Source organism: Litorimonas haliclonae (assembly GCF_965138505.1).
Taxonomy (GTDB): Bacteria; Pseudomonadota; Alphaproteobacteria; order Caulobacterales; family Maricaulaceae; genus Litorimonas; species Litorimonas haliclonae.
On sequence record NZ_CBCSCO010000002.1, the window covers coordinates 137400 to 153504 of the forward strand.

At 51.1% G+C, this 16105-nt stretch carries 18 protein-coding genes; 8 read left to right on the plus strand and 10 right to left on the minus strand.

Translation table 11 applies throughout. The annotated features are described in order from the left end of the window. Window positions 1–8: 8 nt before the first annotated feature. Together rnpA and rpmH are read right to left on the minus strand one after the other, a co-directional pair. Window positions 9–386 carry a ribonuclease P protein component gene (gene rnpA / locus ACNA05_RS04775; RefSeq protein WP_415810259.1) on the minus strand — a complete coding sequence of 126 codons (378 nt, stop codon included), beginning with the start codon at window positions 384–386 and terminating at the stop codon, window positions 9–11. Between the two features lie 31 nt (window positions 387–417). Then, window positions 418–552 carry a 50S ribosomal protein L34 gene (rpmH, locus tag ACNA05_RS04780; protein WP_415810260.1) on the minus strand — a complete coding sequence of 45 codons (135 nt, stop codon included), beginning with the start codon at window positions 550–552 and terminating at the stop codon, window positions 418–420. A 287-nt stretch (window positions 553–839) separates the two neighbouring features. On the opposite strand from rpmH, the gene ACNA05_RS04785 reads away from it, so the two are divergent. The 3 genes from ACNA05_RS04785 to ACNA05_RS04795 are packed head-to-tail and all read left to right on the plus strand — an operon-like array spanning window position 840 to window position 4497. Continuing rightward, window positions 840–1589 (plus strand): TVP38/TMEM64 family protein, encoded by a 750-nt coding sequence (locus tag ACNA05_RS04785; protein WP_415810262.1) that lies wholly within the window; start codon window positions 840–842, stop codon window positions 1587–1589. Between the two features lie 20 nt (window positions 1590–1609). After that, the gene (locus ACNA05_RS04790; protein WP_415810263.1) at window positions 1610–3064 is read left to right on the plus strand and encodes a dihydrolipoyl dehydrogenase family protein; all 1455 of its coding nucleotides are present in this window, start codon (window positions 1610–1612) and stop codon (window positions 3062–3064) included. Between the two features lie 38 nt (window positions 3065–3102). Next, a complete protein-coding gene (locus ACNA05_RS04795) occupies window positions 3103–4497 on the plus strand; it encodes a sensor histidine kinase (protein ID WP_415810264.1) in 1395 nt (464 codons plus the stop codon). On the opposite strand, the gene ggt is transcribed toward ACNA05_RS04795, so the two are convergent. Next, the gene (gene ggt / locus ACNA05_RS04800) at window positions 4494–6311 is read right to left on the minus strand and encodes a gamma-glutamyltransferase (protein WP_415810265.1); all 1818 of its coding nucleotides are present in this window, start codon (window positions 6309–6311) and stop codon (window positions 4494–4496) included. The two genes, ACNA05_RS04795 and ggt, sit on opposite strands and share 4 nt — an antisense overlap. 347 nt (window positions 6312–6658) lie before the next feature. On the opposite strand from ggt, the gene ACNA05_RS04805 reads away from it, so the two are divergent. From ACNA05_RS04805 to ACNA05_RS04820, 4 genes are all read left to right on the plus strand, one after another. Beyond that, window positions 6659–7507, plus strand: coding sequence for a TIGR01459 family HAD-type hydrolase (locus ACNA05_RS04805; protein ID WP_415810266.1), 849 nt, complete (start codon window positions 6659–6661; stop codon window positions 7505–7507). Between the two features lie 96 nt (window positions 7508–7603). Beyond that, complete coding sequence (locus tag ACNA05_RS04810) at window positions 7604–8038, plus strand: MaoC family dehydratase (protein ID WP_415810267.1); 435 nt, start codon at window positions 7604–7606, stop codon at window positions 8036–8038. A 3-nt stretch (window positions 8039–8041) separates the two neighbouring features. Then, the gene (locus tag ACNA05_RS04815) at window positions 8042–8986 is read left to right on the plus strand and encodes a bifunctional riboflavin kinase/FAD synthetase (RefSeq protein WP_415810268.1); all 945 of its coding nucleotides are present in this window, start codon (window positions 8042–8044) and stop codon (window positions 8984–8986) included. Beyond that, window positions 8986–9396: a DoxX family protein gene (locus ACNA05_RS04820; RefSeq protein ID WP_415810269.1), complete on the plus strand. Its 411-nt coding sequence runs from the start codon at window positions 8986–8988 to the stop codon at window positions 9394–9396. The genes ACNA05_RS04815 and ACNA05_RS04820 overlap by 1 nt, the downstream gene beginning before the upstream one ends. On the opposite strand, the gene ACNA05_RS04825 is transcribed toward ACNA05_RS04820, so the two are convergent. Continuing rightward, window positions 9374–11104, minus strand: coding sequence for a DEAD/DEAH box helicase (locus ACNA05_RS04825; protein WP_415810270.1), 1731 nt, complete (start codon window positions 11102–11104; stop codon window positions 9374–9376). The genes ACNA05_RS04820 and ACNA05_RS04825 overlap by 23 nt on opposite strands. 208 nt (window positions 11105–11312) lie before the next feature. Beyond that, on the minus strand, window positions 11313–12485 hold the full coding sequence (locus ACNA05_RS04830) for a PrnB family protein (protein WP_415810271.1): 1173 nt from the start codon (window positions 12483–12485) through the stop codon (window positions 11313–11315). Window positions 12486–12574: 89 nt separating this feature from the next. On the opposite strand from ACNA05_RS04830, the gene ACNA05_RS04835 reads away from it, so the two are divergent. Beyond that, window positions 12575–13027 carry an Lrp/AsnC family transcriptional regulator gene (locus tag ACNA05_RS04835; protein ID WP_415810272.1) on the plus strand — a complete coding sequence of 151 codons (453 nt, stop codon included), beginning with the start codon at window positions 12575–12577 and terminating at the stop codon, window positions 13025–13027. A 2-nt stretch (window positions 13028–13029) separates the two neighbouring features. Here the strand turns inward: ACNA05_RS04835 and ACNA05_RS04840 are convergent, their stop codons facing one another. The 5 genes from ACNA05_RS04840 to ACNA05_RS04860 all read right to left on the minus strand — a co-directional run bounded on the left by ACNA05_RS04840 (window position 13030) and on the right by ACNA05_RS04860 (window position 16059). Further along, window positions 13030–13464 carry a YybH family protein gene (locus ACNA05_RS04840; protein ID WP_415810273.1) on the minus strand — a complete coding sequence of 145 codons (435 nt, stop codon included), beginning with the start codon at window positions 13462–13464 and terminating at the stop codon, window positions 13030–13032. 31 nt (window positions 13465–13495) lie between these two features. After that, window positions 13496–13975, minus strand: coding sequence for a bacterioferritin (gene bfr / locus ACNA05_RS04845; protein ID WP_415810274.1), 480 nt, complete (start codon window positions 13973–13975; stop codon window positions 13496–13498). A 102-nt stretch (window positions 13976–14077) separates the two neighbouring features. After that, window positions 14078–14275, minus strand: a complete 198-nt coding sequence (locus tag ACNA05_RS04850) for a (2Fe-2S)-binding protein (protein WP_415810275.1) — start codon at window positions 14273–14275, stop codon at window positions 14078–14080. A gap of 93 nt (window positions 14276–14368) precedes the next feature. Then, a complete protein-coding gene (locus ACNA05_RS04855; protein WP_415810276.1) occupies window positions 14369–14809 on the minus strand; it encodes a response regulator in 441 nt (146 codons plus the stop codon). Beyond that, window positions 14764–16059, minus strand: a complete 1296-nt coding sequence (locus tag ACNA05_RS04860) for a CHASE3 domain-containing protein (protein WP_415810277.1) — start codon at window positions 16057–16059, stop codon at window positions 14764–14766. The genes ACNA05_RS04855 and ACNA05_RS04860 overlap by 46 nt, the downstream gene beginning before the upstream one ends. Window positions 16060–16105: the final 46 nt, after the last annotated feature.

Genomic DNA, 16105 nt, shown 5'->3' on the forward strand with positions numbered 1-16105 from the left:
CAATTAAGTTAAGAGCCAGAGGTAAGTCTATTGCGTTTGCCAAGCGTTATGAGGGCTTTTTTCGTGTCGTCAAGCAAAGCTGTCCACTCCCGCTTGGTCGTACCGTCTCTGGCAATAAAAACATAGTCGTATCCGGCTAGCCCATATTCAGGGAGCAGAGCGCGCGCTGCCTCTCTTAAACGGCGTTTGGCGCGGCTGCGGGTAACGGCATTGCCTATTTTTTTTGTTGCGGTAAATCCGACACGGATGCCCATATTGTTGGCGTTTGCCCGCATCTGTATGACAATAGCGCCTTGGGCGCGATAGGCCCCCTCCCGCACATACAAAAACTCGGCCCGCTTCTTCAGCACGCCGAGTTTTGAATTCGTTTTAGGGTCGACCGTCATGCACGGCGACATTTACAGCGTGCCAAAGGCGTTACGCGGAAAGGACCTTGCGACCTTTTGCCCGACGACGCGCGAGAATTTGACGGCCCGCTTTTGTTGCCATACGTGCGCGAAAGCCGTGGCGGCGCTTACGAACGATGACGGACGGTTGGAATGTACGTTTCATAATAATCTCCATGTAGCGATTTTGGCCCTATCCTCGGCACTTTTCGCTGCATCTATATTCAAGAGGCGTCCCATAAAAGGATGAGCGGGAGCTGTCAAGCAATTGAGGCGCAGAATTACAGGCCCGGCCAAATAAAAAACGACCGCAAAACTTCACGTCGGCGTGACGTTTCCCGCACGGATTTGTGAAATGATTGTGGGAAGCCAATCAGCGTGTCATGCTCTAAAGGGGCCCCGAATGACGAATGGGTCTGAAATGCGGGCTTTTGGGATTTTACAGGATTAGTGATGAGCAACACAGAAACAAATGAGCAGAAACCCCGCTGGCAGCGCCTTTTGCCGGTGGCGGTGATTGTGATCGCTTTAGCCGCCTTCTTTCTATTGGGCGGACCGGATTATGTCAGTTTCTCGGCTCTACGCGAACATAAGGATACGCTAGCGGGATTTGTTGAGAGCAATTATGCCCTCGCAATCTTCGGCTTTATATTGGCTTACGCCGTTCTCGTCGGGATTTCTTTTCCTGGGGCCTGGGTGCTCTCTCTGCTCGGCGGTTTTCTGTTTGGCACATTCGCTGGCGGTGGCGCGATTGTGATAGGCGCCACAATCGGAGCAACAGCCATTTTCCTTGCGGCGCGATACGCCATTGGGGATTTCCTGAAACGCAAGACCAAAGGCAATTATATAAAGAAATTCGAAAAGGGGCTGAAAGAAAACGAGCTTTCCTACCTTTTCATTTTGCGTCTTATTCCGGTCTTTCCATTTTTTGTTGTCAATTTTGCGCCCGCCTTATTCGACGTTAAAGTCCGAAATTACGTGTTCAGCACATTTTTTGGGATTATGCCCGGCAGTTTCGTTTATGCTAGCGTTGGGCAAGGGCTTGAGACGATATTGGCTGAAGGCGGCAAGGAAAGCCTGTCCGGCATCATGCTCCAACCAAAAATCCTGCTCCCGATTTGCGGCCTGATCGCGCTGTCTGTTCTACCTATTTTTTACAAAAAGTTTTTCGGAAAACCCGGCGCGTCCAACGCTGAAGCTTAAAAATCTCCAGAAAGAATTCTATGACCCAGACAAATTATAATGTCGATATATGCATTATCGGCGCCGGTTCAGCCGGGCTTTCAATTGCTTCGGGCGCCGCTCAATTAGGGCGCTCCGTCGTATTATTTGAAGCCAATGAAATGGGCGGCGATTGCTTGAACTCAGGCTGCGTCCCGTCTAAGGCGCTCATAGCGGCCGGCAAGGCCGCTTACGCTCAGACGTCCGGAGAGAAATACGGGATTAAGCCCGTCTCTCCTAAAGTCGACTTTGAAGCCGTTAAAACGCATATCAAAGGCGTCATTGAACAAATTGCGCCCGTGGACAGTCAGGAACGTTTCGAAGGGTTAGGCTGTACGGTCATCCGCGAATATGCCCATTTTACGGACTCCAAAACGGTTGAATCTAAAAGCACACGGGTGAAAGCAAAGCGGTTCGTTATCGCAACAGGCTCGCGGGCATCGGCTCCGCCCATTCCCGGATTGGATGAGACGCCTTATCTGACAAATGAAACTGTTTTCGATGTCGACCGTCTGCCGGAACACCTCATTATCATTGGGGCCGGGCCTATCGGATTTGAACTCGGCCAAACCTTCCGCCGTCTGGGCAGCGAGGTTACAATCATCGATGTGGCCGCCCCGCTTGGCCGAAACGAACCGGAACATGCCAAAGTCTTGATAGAGGCGTTGGAGGAAGAGGACGTTAAATTCCTCGCTCCGGCTAAAACTAAGCAAATCAAAACAAAGAAATATAAAACGAAATCCGGCGTGAGTGTGGAGCTGGAAGACGGCACCAAAATTGATGGCTCGCATCTCTTGGTGGCTGCTGGTCGTACGCCGGTGCTGGAAAAGCTTAGCCTCGATAAAGCGGGCGTGAATTACGATAAAGGCGGGATTGAAACGGACGACGCGCTCCGCACCTCCAATCCAAAAATCTACGCCGCCGGAGATGTGGTAAAAGGCATGGGCGGGCTCACCCACGCCGCCGGATTTCATGCCGGACAGTTGATTAAAAACTTTTACTTTATGCCGCCTCTCTTAGGCAGCTTTTTTGCAAAGGCCGAAATCCAGCGCATGCCTGCCGCCATCTACTCCGAACCGGAACTTGCCAATATTGGTTTGAGCGAAAAGGACGCGCGGGAGCAGCATGGGGACGATGTGAGAGCTGTGTCCTGGAGCTTTGAAGAAAATGATCGCGCCATAGCCGAGCGAAAAACTGAAGGCGGGATAAAAATCGTCGCAACGAAAAAAGGCAAAGTCTTAGGCGCGTCCGTCGTCGGAGAGGGAGCGGGCGAGGTTATTCAGATGCTGTCACTTGCAATGTCGAGCGGGATTAAAATTTCAGGTCTGGCTCAATTTATATCACCATACCCCACCCGTACCGAAATCGTAAAACGCGCTGCAGGGTCTTGGTATACAGACACGATTTTCTCTGAAAAAACCCGGAAGCTCGCCGGAATTATGACGAAATTGCAATAGGTCTTCTGTTTTATCCGGAAAAACGCTAACGAGTCTCCATGATATCTGGCTTTATAACCCGGGGCCTGTCTGCCAAGCTCCTATTGATGACGATTGGATTCGTCATGCTGGCAGAGCTCGTTTTGTTTTTCCCTTCTGCCACCGTTTATCGCCAAAATTGGATTATGGAACGCGTGGATCAGGCGGGCCTGTTAACTCAGGCTTTGACCGGCGTTCCTGATTTCGAAGCATCTGAAATGCTAACCGAAGAGTTCATGGCGCAAACGGGAGTAGAGCTGTTATCGGCCAAACGAGACGGGATGACAGAGCTCGTGCTCGGCGCTCCGCCCTCAAATGTTGATTTTGTTGCGGTGGATATGACCAATCCCGATCGGCGACCTTTATTCCGGGACACTTTTGCGGATTATTTCTCTACAGGAAATGAGCGCTTGCGCGTCACGGCCGCTTCGCCTGTTCAAGGGCAGGACAGTCTTGAGCTGGTCATTCCCCGGGCCGAATTACGGGGCGAGTTATGGGCCTATTTCGAGCGAATTTTGCTGTTGTCTCTCGTTATCGCAATCATAACGGGCGGGCTCATATATCTTGCCATGTTATTGGTGATTGTCAGGCCTCTCCAAGCCCTTTTGGCGGGCATGCAGGCTTTTCGCGAAAACCCTCAATATCGGCAAAATGTCCAGCGCAATGCCCGCCGGCAGGACGAAATTGGGGAGTTGGAAAGTGCCTTCTCCGACCTAAAAAAGAGCCTTCGCGCGGCGTTCCGACAACGTGAGCGCCTCGCTGGATTGGGCCTGTCCGTAGCAAAAATCAATCATGATCTTCGCAACGTTCTGGCGACGGCGCTTCTGGTCTCTGACCGGCTGACAACACATAAAGACAAAAAAGTCGTGGAGATGGGAGAGAAACTCGTGAAGACCATTGAACGCGGGGTCGGCCTTACCGAAGATGTGCTGGCTTATAGCCGGGCGGAGACAGCGGACCCCGAACCGCAAGACATCCGTCTTTCTTTCCTCTTGGGCGAAGTGGCGGCGGACACGATGGCGATATATCCGGGCACTCAATTTAAAAACCGCGTTCCGACAGAATTGGAAGTGCGCGCCGACCCAGATCACGCTTATCGTATTCTGCATAACCTCTTTCGCAATGCGGCGCAGGCCATGCAAAAAAGCGAAGTCCGGCGCATCACGGTGTCTGCCGAAGTGACCGATGAAATTACTCATATCAGCATCAAGGATACCGGGCCGGGACTGCCGGAACGCGCGCAGAAAAACATCTTCCTTGCTTTTGCCGCTTCGCGCGGCGCGGAAGGGAATACCGGGCTGGGCTTGTCGATTTCCAAAGAACTTGCCACCGCTCAAAACGGGGACCTAATCTTGGTAAAAACCGACGAGAACGGCACACATTTCAAACTGTGCCTACCAACGGTGAAGCCCTAAGGCGCGGCGACGCTCCCTTCGCGGCGCGGGTCGGCCCCGCCAATTAACGTGCCATCTTCTTGGCGATAGATAATATGCAGCCCAGAGATCTCTCCGGCCGACCGCACGACTTTATGACCAAGACCTTCCAATTTGGCGACCGTTTTATTCGGCAGGCCAAATTCGACCGCTCCGGCCCCGCGATCAATTTCGTCCGTATTTTCTTTTTTCAAATCCTGTGATTCAAGCCGCACTTGGCCGTTGCGGGAAATAACATTGGGTAGCTCTATCGCTTCTTGCGGGGTCAAGTCCCAATCCAGAATTCCGACAACACTTTTTGCGACATAGGCGATAATGGAATTGCCGCCTGGAGAGCCTGTCGTGAACAGAAACTCGCCTTCCGGATTAAAGACGATGAGCGGCGCCATAGAACTACGGGGCCGCTTACCCGGAGCTACAGCGTTCGCGATGGGGTTTCCTTTCTCGTCAACGGCTTTGAAAGAGAAATCGGTCAACTGGTTATTGAGCATGAACCCATTGACCATGCGCTGACTACCAAAAGCGGACTCGACCGTTGTCGTCATGGAAACCGTCAGGCCGTCTGCGTCGACGACCGTAAAATGCGACGTACCGGGACTGTCCGGCGTTGCGTCTTTGCCACGAACAAAGTCAACGGGGTTTCCGGCTTCTACTTTGGCCAATACGCCATTTTGATGAATGAGTTCGGCGCGTGATTTTAAATAATCTTTATTCAAAAGAGGCTCGACAGGAACCTCAACAAAATCCGGATCAGCGACATATTTATCCCGGTCCGCATAGGCGAGGGCGGAGGCTTCGGAAAAGACGTGCCACCCTTTGGCCGTTTGTCCTAACTCGGCCATATCAAAGTTTTCCAGCTGGCCGAGAATAGACATAACGGCGAGCGGCCCAGAGGAGGGCGGCGTTGCCCCGCAAATGATATTGGCGCGGTAAGTATCACACAGGGCCTCGGATTTTTTCGCCTGATAGCTGGCCATATCAGAGAGCGCCATCGTTCCCGGGAGCGGTGCTTGCTGCGTTTTTGCAATTATCGCCTCCGCAATTGGCCCTTCAAGAAGTGCGCGCGGATTGTCCTGCAGCGCGCGCAAGGTTTCGGCATATGGCTTGTTATCCCGAAGGGTGCCTTCGGGAATAGGGCTCCCGTCTTCTAGGAAAAAATAATCACGGGCCTCGGCGTCATTTTTTAAAACATAGGCCCCCATGCGTTCGACTAAACCGGCAAGACGCGGGCTGACAGTAAATCCCTCCTCAGCCAGCCGAATGGCGGGCTCCATTTGAGTCCCCCAGTTCAAATTGCCGTAATCCTCATGGGCGCGTTCAAGCATAACCATGGCTCCCGGAACGCCTGTCGACCGTCCTGAAGCAATGCCTTCAAAATAACGTAGGGGCTCACCTGTTTCAGGATCTGTAAATAGACTCGGCGTTACATTGGCGGGGGCGGTTTCCCGTCCGTTATAATTCCAGACTTTAGCTGTTTCCGGATCGTAAACGACCATAAACGCGCCGCCGCCCAGACCGGAGCTTTGCGGCTCCACCAATCCTAATACGGTTTGCACGGCAATAGCGGCGTCTACTGCCGAGCCGCCCTGTCTTAGAATTTCGATGCCTGCTTCAACCGCCAAAGGGTTCGCGGCCGCAACCATGCCGGGGGATAAAGCCGCGGTCGTCTTAACGTTCTCAATGGCCAGCTTTTGGCTCTCGCCCGCCTCAGTAGTCTTTGGCTGTGTGTCCGAAGGCGCGACGCACCCTCCTAAAAACAGAGCGGTGGACAGGCATAGGGCAGATAGATGTTTCATAAAGGGGCCTTTATCGTATGAACCGCGACCCTAAACTTGCAGCATTTAAACCGCAAACGGGAATTGGAGCGAGCTTAAAATTGATTCAAGCAAAAAAAGATCTCTTGAATTTGAACTTTTTGACGCAAACTTCCGACTATAAGACGCCCAGCAAGTTCCGTATGTCATAGGCAGTAGCGTTTCAAAGGTATGATTGTGTTTAAAGCGAAAACAAAGCCAGTCTTACCAAAGCTCTTGAAGATTATTAGCTTTCTGCTTGGGGAGGGCAGTCTTCCTATACCCGTTTGCAGGAAAGGGCTTGCCCGTATCGGGTTCAGCCCCTAACTGCACGGCTTAGGAGAGATATTATGAGCAACCTTCATGACGACTTTCAGCCCTTATCCGGGCTCGGTAGTATTGCCGACGATTATGACGCTATATTTTGCGACATTTGGGGCGTCATTCATAACGGAAAGAAACCTTACCTAAAAGCCTGCGAGGCGCTGGAGCGGTTTCGCGAAACGCGCGGGCCTGTCGTTCTGATTTCCAATTCCCCTCAACCCAGTGTGGCCATTCCCGAAACCTTTGCCCGCATAGGTGTGCCGGGCGGCTTCTGGGACGCTATTGTGACGTCAGGGGATGCTACAATTGACGAACTTGCCAGACGGGCCCCCGGTCCGGTGTTCAAGATTGGCCCGGAGCGCGACGACGCTCTTTACGAAGAACTGGATATGAATTTTTCTGATCTGGACGAAGCCGAATTTATTTCCTGCACCGGATTATTCGAAGATGATGAAACGCCCGAGGATTACGAAGACCTCTTGAAAGAGGCATTGGCCCGCGAACTGGAGTTTATTTGCGTAAATCCGGATATAAAAGTGCGGTTGGGTGATAAGCTCGTCTGGTGCGGCGGTGCTCTGGCTCAGAAGTATGAGAAAATGGGCGGACGGGTGATCTATTCAGGGAAGCCGCATGAGCCAATTTACCGCCTGTCACGGGCGTGGATACAAGAGGTTTTAGGGCATGTGCCCGATGTTGAATGCATACTCTGTATCGGCGATAATATTTTCACAGACCTACTGGGCGCACAGGAACAAGGTTATGATTGCTTGTTCATTCAGGACGGGTTGCACGGCGAAACGGCCGAAAACTTCAAAGCTTTGATGCAAAAACACAAAGTCATCGCCCGCTATATCGCGCCGTCGTTGAATTGGTAGTCGCTGAGAAACTTATACAATTTCTCTGAGCAATAAATTTATCGTGGCAATCTTAAATTCGCAGTGATAATCCATTCTCTCACGAAAGAGGGATTTATGACTGAGACGGTAAAATATTATCTTGATGATTTATCCGTCGGGATGCGCGCGACAACTACCGCGATCATCACCGAAGAAATGATCAACACATTTGCGGATATTACAGGTGACCATAATCCGGTTCATGTCGACGCCGAATTTGCCGCCACAACTCAATTTGGCCAGAGAATTGCTCATGGAGCCCTGTCGGCCAGTTTCATATCAGCCGTTCTTGGCAATGACCTGCCAGGGCCGGGCGCGCTCTTTGTCGAGCTGAACCTGCGGTTTCGTAAACCGGCTTTTATCGGGGATGAAGTGATTGCCGTGGCCGAAGTGGCCGAGATCAATGAACGCTCCGGCCGCGTCAAAATGAGCTGCTATTGCGAAGTGAACGGACAGAAAATCTGCCGGGGCGATGCGGGCGTCTTTGTTCAAAAACGCCCTGCTGAGTAAAGCGTGAAAACGCTCACAACTTATACCGGGCTCTCCAGGGAAGATCAGGGCGCGGTCATAGCTTTGGGAAATTTTGACGGTCTGCACCGGGGCCACCAAGCCGTCATCAAAGCGGCGCAAGACATTGCGCGTGAGATGAAAGCGCCGATGGGAATTGGTCTGTTCCGGCCGCACCCTTATCGGTTTTTCAAACCTGACGCCGCGCCTTTTCGCTTGATGAGCGCGACGGTCCGCGCTGAAATCATGTCCGAGCTGGGCGTGGAGTTTCTTTACGAAATTCCTTTTACGCCCAGACTTCGGGATATGGACGACACAGAATTTGTAGAGCAAGTCCTGCATCAGGGCCTGGGCATTCGCCATGTCGTGGTCGGCGAAGATTACGGCTTTGGACGAAATCGCTGCGGAAATGTTGAAAGCCTGACGCGGCTTGGCGCGGTGCGCGGCATCGGGGTCACGGCCATGCCCGCGGTGGGCCTGCATGAGCGCTACGGCAAATATGGCAGTACGGAAATCCGAAAAGCCTTGCAATCAGGGGACGTCTTTCACGCCCACCATATGCTATCTCGTCCCTGGCGCGTGGACGGCATTGTGAAAGAAGGGGAAAAACGTGGGCGCACAATTAATTTCCCGACGGCAAATCTCGACTTCGGCGATCTCGTTCGGCCTAAATTCGGGGTTTATTGCGTCGAAATGCGGCTTGAGGGCGAAGAGACTTGGCGGCCCGGCGTGGCCAATACCGGGAGCCGCCCCACTGTGGACGGGAAAGAAGCGCGCCTTGAGGTTCATCTGCTCAATTTTGATCGTGATATTTACGGCCAGCACGTGGACGTAAGGTTTCGCAGTTTTATTCGTCCCGAGAAAAAGTTCGAAAGTTTTGAGGCGCTGAAAGAGCAAATTGCAAATGACGCAATCGGCGCACGGGCCATTTTTGGTTTGCCGCGTGGGTAATGCTTAAATCACGAATTAAATCGGTGTTTTGCTGGGTTTTAGCCCTGTTTTTCTTGGCCGCCGGTATTTTGCTGCACTTCATGGCGACGGATGAAGTCGCCCAAATTGTGCCGCCTTTTCTGCCCTTTCCAAAATTAATTGTAATCGTGACAGGCGTTCTGGAAATCCTGTTTTCCATTGGCCTTATCTGGCCAAAATGGCGCCGCCTTACGGGCATTGTTTTAAGTCTGTATCTTCTCGCTGTTTTGCCCGCGAATATTCACATGGCCCTCGAGGGCATGCCTCTGGGCGGCCAGGATTTGACCGCCTTTCAGCTCTGGTTTCGCGTCGCTCTGCAATTCCCGCTCATCGCCCTGATTTTATGGGCGAGCGGGTTTTGGGAAAAGCCTAAGATTTCCGGCGGGGCTTAGAGGCGTTCCCGCTCTTACCTTGCGCTTGACGCGCGGCGGTGCGTTTTGCGCGGCTTGGTTTTGCTTTTTTCTTAAATCCCTTGCCGGAATAAGACTGTGCGGCGCGGCCTTCCACCGTTTGCGGACGGGCACCTTTGGTCGGCGGTTTGCCGGAACGGGGTTTATCTGACCGAGGTTTATCTGAGCGGGGTTTAACGGAGCGGGGTCTGTCAGATCTCGGTTTATCGGATCTCGGCCTGTCCGACCGAGGCTTGTCAGACCGGGGTTTATCTGAACGAACTCTCTCGCCCCCTTGTTCCGAGCGTTCCTTTTTCTCCCAAGGCTTTTTCGAACCTGATCTCGCGCGCTGAGACTTATCCGCTGAACCGGCGCTGCCATTCCGATCAGATCGGTTTTGCCTAGGCTTGCCGCCTTCGCGGGACGGTTTGCCTGATTTGTCAGAGCTGTCCGACTTGCCGGACTTGCTGAAACGAGCTTTTTTCTTGGACTTACCGCGTCCTTTACGCGCGTCAGGCTTGGGCTTTTCAGGTGCAGGCAGAGCGTCACGGGAGTTTAGCTCTTTCAGCTTCTCGCTCATATCTTCGGGCATATCCATTTGCGGCAGTTTTTCGCCCAATAGCTTTTCAATATCGCGAAGATAATTTGCTTCGCTCTTATCGACAAAAGCCACAGCAATCCCAGATCGTTCTGCGCGTGCGGTCCGTCCAATTCGGTGAACATATTGCTCGGGCACATTCGGAATTTCGTAATTAAAAACATGGGTAATATCAGGAATATCGATACCGCGCGCGGCAATATCCGTGGCGATCAAAGTGTTGATCTTGCCGCTCCGATAATCCTCAAGCGCGCGCTGTCTCTGGCCTTGGGATTTATTCCCGTGAATAGCGATGGCGCGGATGCCAACTTTGGCCAGACGTTTCACGATCCGGTCTGCTCCGTGTTTCGTTCGCGTAAAGACCAGCGAGCGGCCAACATCTTCGTCGAGCAATGCGACGCTAAGCAAGTCCTGCTTATCAGCTTGGTTGACGCGGTACATGCGCTGCTCAACTTTTTCTGCCGTTGTATTGGCCGGCGTCACAGAAATATGAACCGGGTCGATCAGAAACTGTTTGGAAAGCTGTTTAATTTTTGGGGCTAAAGTGGCGGAGAAGAAAAGGGTTTGTCTTTGCGTGGGCAGTAACGGCACAATCTTTTTCAAGGCATGAATGAAGCCCATATCCATCATCTGATCGGCTTCATCCAAAATTAGGACTTCGATCTCTGCTAAAGTAATCGCCTTACGGTCAAGCAAGTCAATTAAGCGACCGGGGGTGGCGACAAGAACGTCATTGCCGTGAACGAGGCGTTTGATTTGACGCGAAATCGGTACGCCCCCATAAATACAGGCGACAGATAAATCCATCATGTGGCGTCCATAATCGCGAACCGCAACGGCGATTTGGTCTGCGAGTTCCCGCGTCGGCGCTAGGATAAGAACTCGCGACCCGCGTTTGGGCGCGTTTTTTTCCTGCGTAAAAATATGGTGGAGGGTCGGAAGAGTAAAAGCGGCTGTTTTCCCTGTGCCTGTCTGCGCAATGCCCATGATATCTCGGCCTTTCAGGGCGTCAGGAATAGCCTGCGCCTGAATGGGGGTGGGCGTGGCATGGCCCAGCTCGCGTAAAGCGCGGTCAAGCGGCTCGGCCAGGTTGAGGTCAGAGAATAAAGTCATGAAAATCCGAAGGGGAAACGACCCGCTACGGTCTGGTTGTTTGGCCCGCGGCCTAAGCGCGTCCGAGGCGCAAGTCAATTATAATAGGCAGGCACGGTGTAACCCCGCGCAGAGAACGTCTTCGGAATTAGGCAAAAATGGCGTTGGGAAGGGTGAGACACCATCCCAGCGCCATTTGTATCGGCGTTGAAGAAAGGCTGCTTAATAACTAAACGCTTACCAAATTCGCTTCGGTCTCGTCGCGGTGCTTTTTAAGGTATTTCATGAAGGGCGTCCCGCCTGTGCCCACATCCGGGTCATTGCCGGCCGCTTTGCGCGATTGCTTGTTGATGTAGCTCGCCGCATATTCCAGATGGCGCGAGCGGAAATCCGCCACAGCTTGAATGTTCGCATTATAGGCTTCGACGAGTCCTTTATGTCCGGATTGGCTAACAAATTCCCGTAAATTGCTTTTAGCGCGCACGTTATCAATGAAACGGCGGTGGGACGGCGGACGATAGATATGAAGTTGGTCGAGATAAGCCTTTAGGGGGTCGGCCGCATGACCAACACCGAGCAAGGCGTCCATGGACGGCACGATTGATGATTGCGACCCCGTTTGTCCGCGGAAAGATTGCGGCTTTCCTTCAAATTCGTCCACACCCTCATAAATAAGGCCGTTTGGAAGTGCAGGATTGTCTTTCCAACCGTGTATATAGGGGCGAACCCGCTCGAAGTAGATATAAGGGTCACAGCGTTCCGGCATACGATCAAATAAATGTTTCAAATCCACCCAAACTTTGGCCATATCTTCTAGGAGAGCTTGCGCTTTTTCGGCATCTTTCTGATCCGCAGCGTCGATTACATCACCGAAATGGGCAAGACATGCACCGGCCCGGGCTTCAATCGCGACATGGACAAGGACGAACCAAGCTTCATCTTGTCCTGCAAGAAATTTCTGAACCATGTAAATATTGGACAAATCGATTGGACCGTTTTCATCAAACCGAGCCCAATTATCGAGAACATAGCCACTATACGGCATGAGCGGTTGTTGCCCGATTTTTTTAGACAATGCAGTAATGGGAACTGCGAGCTTGCGGGGCAAAACTGACGGCGTCTCTGGCTCTCCCCAAACATAGGCCTGGATCATAAATGAGTAATGCACCATGGCCATTCGCGCCTCTGCGTCTGTCAAAGTGTCGACAATAGACCTGTCAAATTCGGGCAGGTTTTCGATCAGGTAAGATCTAACTTTCCCGGTTGGCATGACGTCGCATAAACGCATTGCTGTTTCTGCGGACTTTTTCAGAATTCCGCTCAATTGCACTTTGGCCGGGTCATGCCGGCAAAGAAATCCGCGTTCAGCGGACATATCGTAATCTTCAAGCTTAAGGGTCATAGCGTAAATCCTCTTTTTACACAATTATAGAGGAGTTTATCGTCAATTTCCTTGCATAATGCGTGTCTACAGTTTTATCTGTGCAATATATGAAAGATATTGATAAAATTGACGCGCATATATTGCGAAGTCTTGAATTGGATGGGCGTTTATCCAATACGGAGCTCGCAAAAAAGGTTGGCTTATCCCCGTCTGCCTGCCTCCGCCGCACGCAGGACTTGGAACGGCGCGGCGTTATCAAAGGTTACCGCGCTGTGCTTGACCGCAAACAATTAGGGGCAGGGGTCACGGTATTTGTCACCGTTGGACTATCAGAACATTCTCGACATTATTCTAAGGGGTTCGAGAAAGCCATGCTGGCCGCGCCTGAAGTCCGTGAGTGCCATAATGTCACTGGCTCGGTCGAATATTTATTGCGGGTCGAAGTTGCAGACTTGGAAAGTTATAAAAATTTTCACCGGGATACATTGGGAACGCTGTCCCATGTCAGTTCCATGACGTCCTATATCACCCTCGATTCACCTAAGGATATGCGGGCGTAACTTTAGTTAGCACTAGTCGTCGTGTCCGAAGTAATAACCCATTCGCCGCCAATTTTCTTAAATACCAAGGTGTAAAGTCCGGAAGCGGGTTCACCGTCTCTTTCGAGTTTCCAAGAGCCATGAACAATGGCGGCATCGGAACTAAGAACATCGACCTCATAGCCATCCGTCAGCAATTTCCCCATGATGTCCGGGTTTGGATAGCGCGTATAGTATCCGTCGCGGGTGGCCTCCCATCCTCGGCTGACTTTCCCGCCAGAGGCAAAGCGAAGCTCTGGCGATTTCCAATAGCTCTGCATAAAGGCGTCAATATCGCCGGCGCTCCAAGCCTCGTCTTGCGCGTCCAATATGGAAACAAGTTCCGCCTCAATCGCGGCTTTATCTGTTTGCGAAGACTGGCAGGCCGGCAAAGCTAAGGCAAAAAAAGCAAAGGCCAATAAAGGCCATATGGCGAGAGACTTTAAACCCTTACTCTGCATTCGGTTGAGACTGGTTTTGAATATAGTTCTGTATACCGATAAGTCGGATTTGATCCTGCTGAGTTTCAAGGAAGTCGAGATGATCTTCCTCGCTCGTCAGAATTTTGGCAAATAAATCCCGCGTGACATAATCGCGGACTTTCTCGCAATATTCAACTGCGTCGCGTAAATGCGGAATAGCGATTTTTTCAAGCTTCATATCGCATTCAATAATTTCTTCGACATTCTCCCCGATGAAGATTTTGTCTAGGTCCTGAAGGTTTGGGAGGCCGTTGAGAAATAATATCCGTTCGATAATCCAATCGGCGTGGTTCATTTCATCGATGGATTCTTCATATTCTTTGGCCGCGAGTTTGCTGATGCCCCAGTCTTTTAGCATTCTGGAGTGTAGGAAATACTGGTTGATGGCGGTGAGTTCGTTCTTCAACGCTGTATTGAGAAGTTCAATTACTTTGGGGTCGTCGCGCATGGTCATTTTCCTTCAATGAGACTGTGAAACCTGCATAGCAAAAAATGGGGAGGAGTTACAGGCGCTAAAGCGCTAAATTTAAAGGAAAGAGACGAGAGGCCTCTACTCTGCGGCGACAGCTGTCACCTTAGCCGCATTGCTATTCAGACGGTCCTGAATGGAACAGGCGCATTTTCCGCAATTAAACCGCTCGCCATAATGGGCCAGCACGCAACGGGCCGTTTTTGCACCGCAGGAGGCAGCAAAGTCGACCTTTTCCGTGTTGATCTGTCTGCAGACGCAATAAATCATGAAATCCATAAACAGCAATTGCAACTGATTGTCAATACGGTTGAGAATGATTTGCAGTGTAAATTACAGGGAGCCTGCAAAAAACAGACGCAATAGCTATCTTCAGATCTTTTGGGCTTTTGGCGAGAATGAGAAAAGTTTCTTCAGCATAATGTTGGTCGAGGTGGGCTTTTTAAATACTGTGGAGCGGGGGAAACGTTCTTCAATCTGATATTTATCGCCATGCCCTGTATGGAAAACGAAAGGTATATTCTTCTGACGTAATTTCTCGGCGGCCGGAAAAACATCTACCCCGCGTAAATCGACATCAAGAATAGCCCCGTCAATTTCTGCGTCTTCTATAAAGCGAAGACATTCTGGCAAGTTCATACAGGTACCAGCAACTTTATGGCCGATATCTTCTATTTCCATTTCGAGCTGTAGGGCAATCAGAGCTTCGTCTTCAACGACGAGGACGCGTTTTTCGCCGATGGAGCTCGTCTCCGAATTAGTCAATTTCACCCCTGCCGAAATTTGGCGGTCAGGTTCAGTCCGTTGTTCCATTCTCTGTTTATTTCCCCATCTAGCTGACGCATACTCATCGTCATCATACGGAACCCGAACCCGGATTCTTCAAAGTGCGTGATTTTTAACGCGGAGTTTGAAGACTCGTTCCAAAAAAGCGTCACAATCACTGCTTCCGGTGTGTCACTTTCTTCAAGAGCTTCTATTTTCCATGCAACGTTAATTGAGCCGCCTTTATCCGTCGACCATGCTCCGTATTTGAGGGCATTCGTAGCAAGCTCATGCAAAAGCAGTCCAAGCGGCGTCAACGTGCTCTGAGTAAGTTCTAGATACGCGCCCTCTATTTTATAATCACGCGACGCAGTTTCATAGGGCGATAGGAGTGCCCGAATTAGAGTTTCCAAATCCGTCACGTCTTTATTGTCTTCCGACACAGTAAGTGTGTGGGCACGGGAAAGGGCCAAAATACGGTCCGTAATTTTTCTTATGGCTATATCCGTATGTTTTTCATTGCGCCCGGTAAGCCTGACAATAGAAGTGATAACCGCGAAAAGGTTCTTCACTCGATGGTTCAACTCTTTTGAGAGAAGATCAGAACGCTGACGTTCCGCATCCACTTTTTCGAGTAGATCCAGGGTCTGATCTAAAGAGACAGCTCTGACAAAAAGATAAATAATGCAGGATAGAAGTAATAAGACGCCGCCCCCCATTGCAAGAAGCCGACGAAAGGAGCGTTTTTGAATGTCACGGGTGTTGGCCATGGAATCTTCCATTAACCCTCGTTCAATCTCATATAATGCATCAAGGTTTTGACGGATTTGACCCATAAGTGTTTTACCATCACCATTTCTGATCAGATCGACGGCTTCGACACGTCGTTCCTGTTGCGCCAAGTCCACTATCCTGACCATATCCGCAATTTTTTCCTCGGAAAGTTGCTCCACGTTGAAAATCAATTTAACTTGAACGGGTGTTTTTACGCCGTGTAACGTGGTGTTCAGGTTTTCTATCGCGGCACGGTAATCCTTAATGCCGTCATTAAAAGCGTGGAGGTCCTCAGAGTCTTCGGAAATCACATATCCGCGTTTCGCCGTCTCGGTTTCGACCAAGGCAAGTTGTATTTGCCGAATATTTTTTACGGTGTTGCTGGTCAGTGTGGTTTGTGCCTGCGCCGCCTCATCGGCCTTGAAGGCATCTACCGTGCCTTTAGCGCCCCAGACCAATAACATTGCAATCGCAACAACGATTGCGAGCAAGGCATGAATAGGTTTTAAGCTTTGAGTCTTCATGATGAATGGCTCTCCGTCCCATTCAAAATAATCGGCTTCAGAAGTC

Coding starts and splice junctions, on each gene's coding strand:
- rnpA (WP_415810259.1), bottom strand. CDS start 386: ATGACGGTCGACCCTAAAACGAATTCAAAACTCGGCGTGCTGAAGAAG.
- rpmH (WP_415810260.1), bottom strand. CDS start 552: ATGAAACGTACATTCCAACCGTCCGTCATCGTTCGTAAGCGCCGCCAC.
- ACNA05_RS04785 (WP_415810262.1), top strand. CDS start 840: ATGAGCAACACAGAAACAAATGAGCAGAAACCCCGCTGGCAGCGCCTT.
- ACNA05_RS04790 (WP_415810263.1), top strand. CDS start 1,610: ATGACCCAGACAAATTATAATGTCGATATATGCATTATCGGCGCCGGT.
- ACNA05_RS04795 (WP_415810264.1), top strand. CDS start 3,103: ATGATATCTGGCTTTATAACCCGGGGCCTGTCTGCCAAGCTCCTATTG.
- ggt (WP_415810265.1), bottom strand. CDS start 6,311: ATGAAACATCTATCTGCCCTATGCCTGTCCACCGCTCTGTTTTTAGGA.
- ACNA05_RS04805 (WP_415810266.1), top strand. CDS start 6,659: ATGAGCAACCTTCATGACGACTTTCAGCCCTTATCCGGGCTCGGTAGT.
- ACNA05_RS04810 (WP_415810267.1), top strand. CDS start 7,604: ATGACTGAGACGGTAAAATATTATCTTGATGATTTATCCGTCGGGATG.
- ACNA05_RS04820 (WP_415810269.1), top strand. CDS start 8,986: ATGCTTAAATCACGAATTAAATCGGTGTTTTGCTGGGTTTTAGCCCTG.
- ACNA05_RS04825 (WP_415810270.1), bottom strand. CDS start 11,104: ATGACTTTATTCTCTGACCTCAACCTGGCCGAGCCGCTTGACCGCGCT.
- ACNA05_RS04830 (WP_415810271.1), bottom strand. CDS start 12,485: ATGACCCTTAAGCTTGAAGATTACGATATGTCCGCTGAACGCGGATTT.
- ACNA05_RS04835 (WP_415810272.1), top strand. CDS start 12,575: ATGAAAGATATTGATAAAATTGACGCGCATATATTGCGAAGTCTTGAA.
- bfr (WP_415810274.1), bottom strand. CDS start 13,975: ATGCGCGACGACCCCAAAGTAATTGAACTTCTCAATACAGCGTTGAAG.
- ACNA05_RS04850 (WP_415810275.1), bottom strand. CDS start 14,275: ATGGATTTCATGATTTATTGCGTCTGCAGACAGATCAACACGGAAAAG.
- ACNA05_RS04855 (WP_415810276.1), bottom strand. CDS start 14,809: ATGGAACAACGGACTGAACCTGACCGCCAAATTTCGGCAGGGGTGAAA.
- ACNA05_RS04860 (WP_415810277.1), bottom strand. CDS start 16,059: ATGAAGACTCAAAGCTTAAAACCTATTCATGCCTTGCTCGCAATCGTT.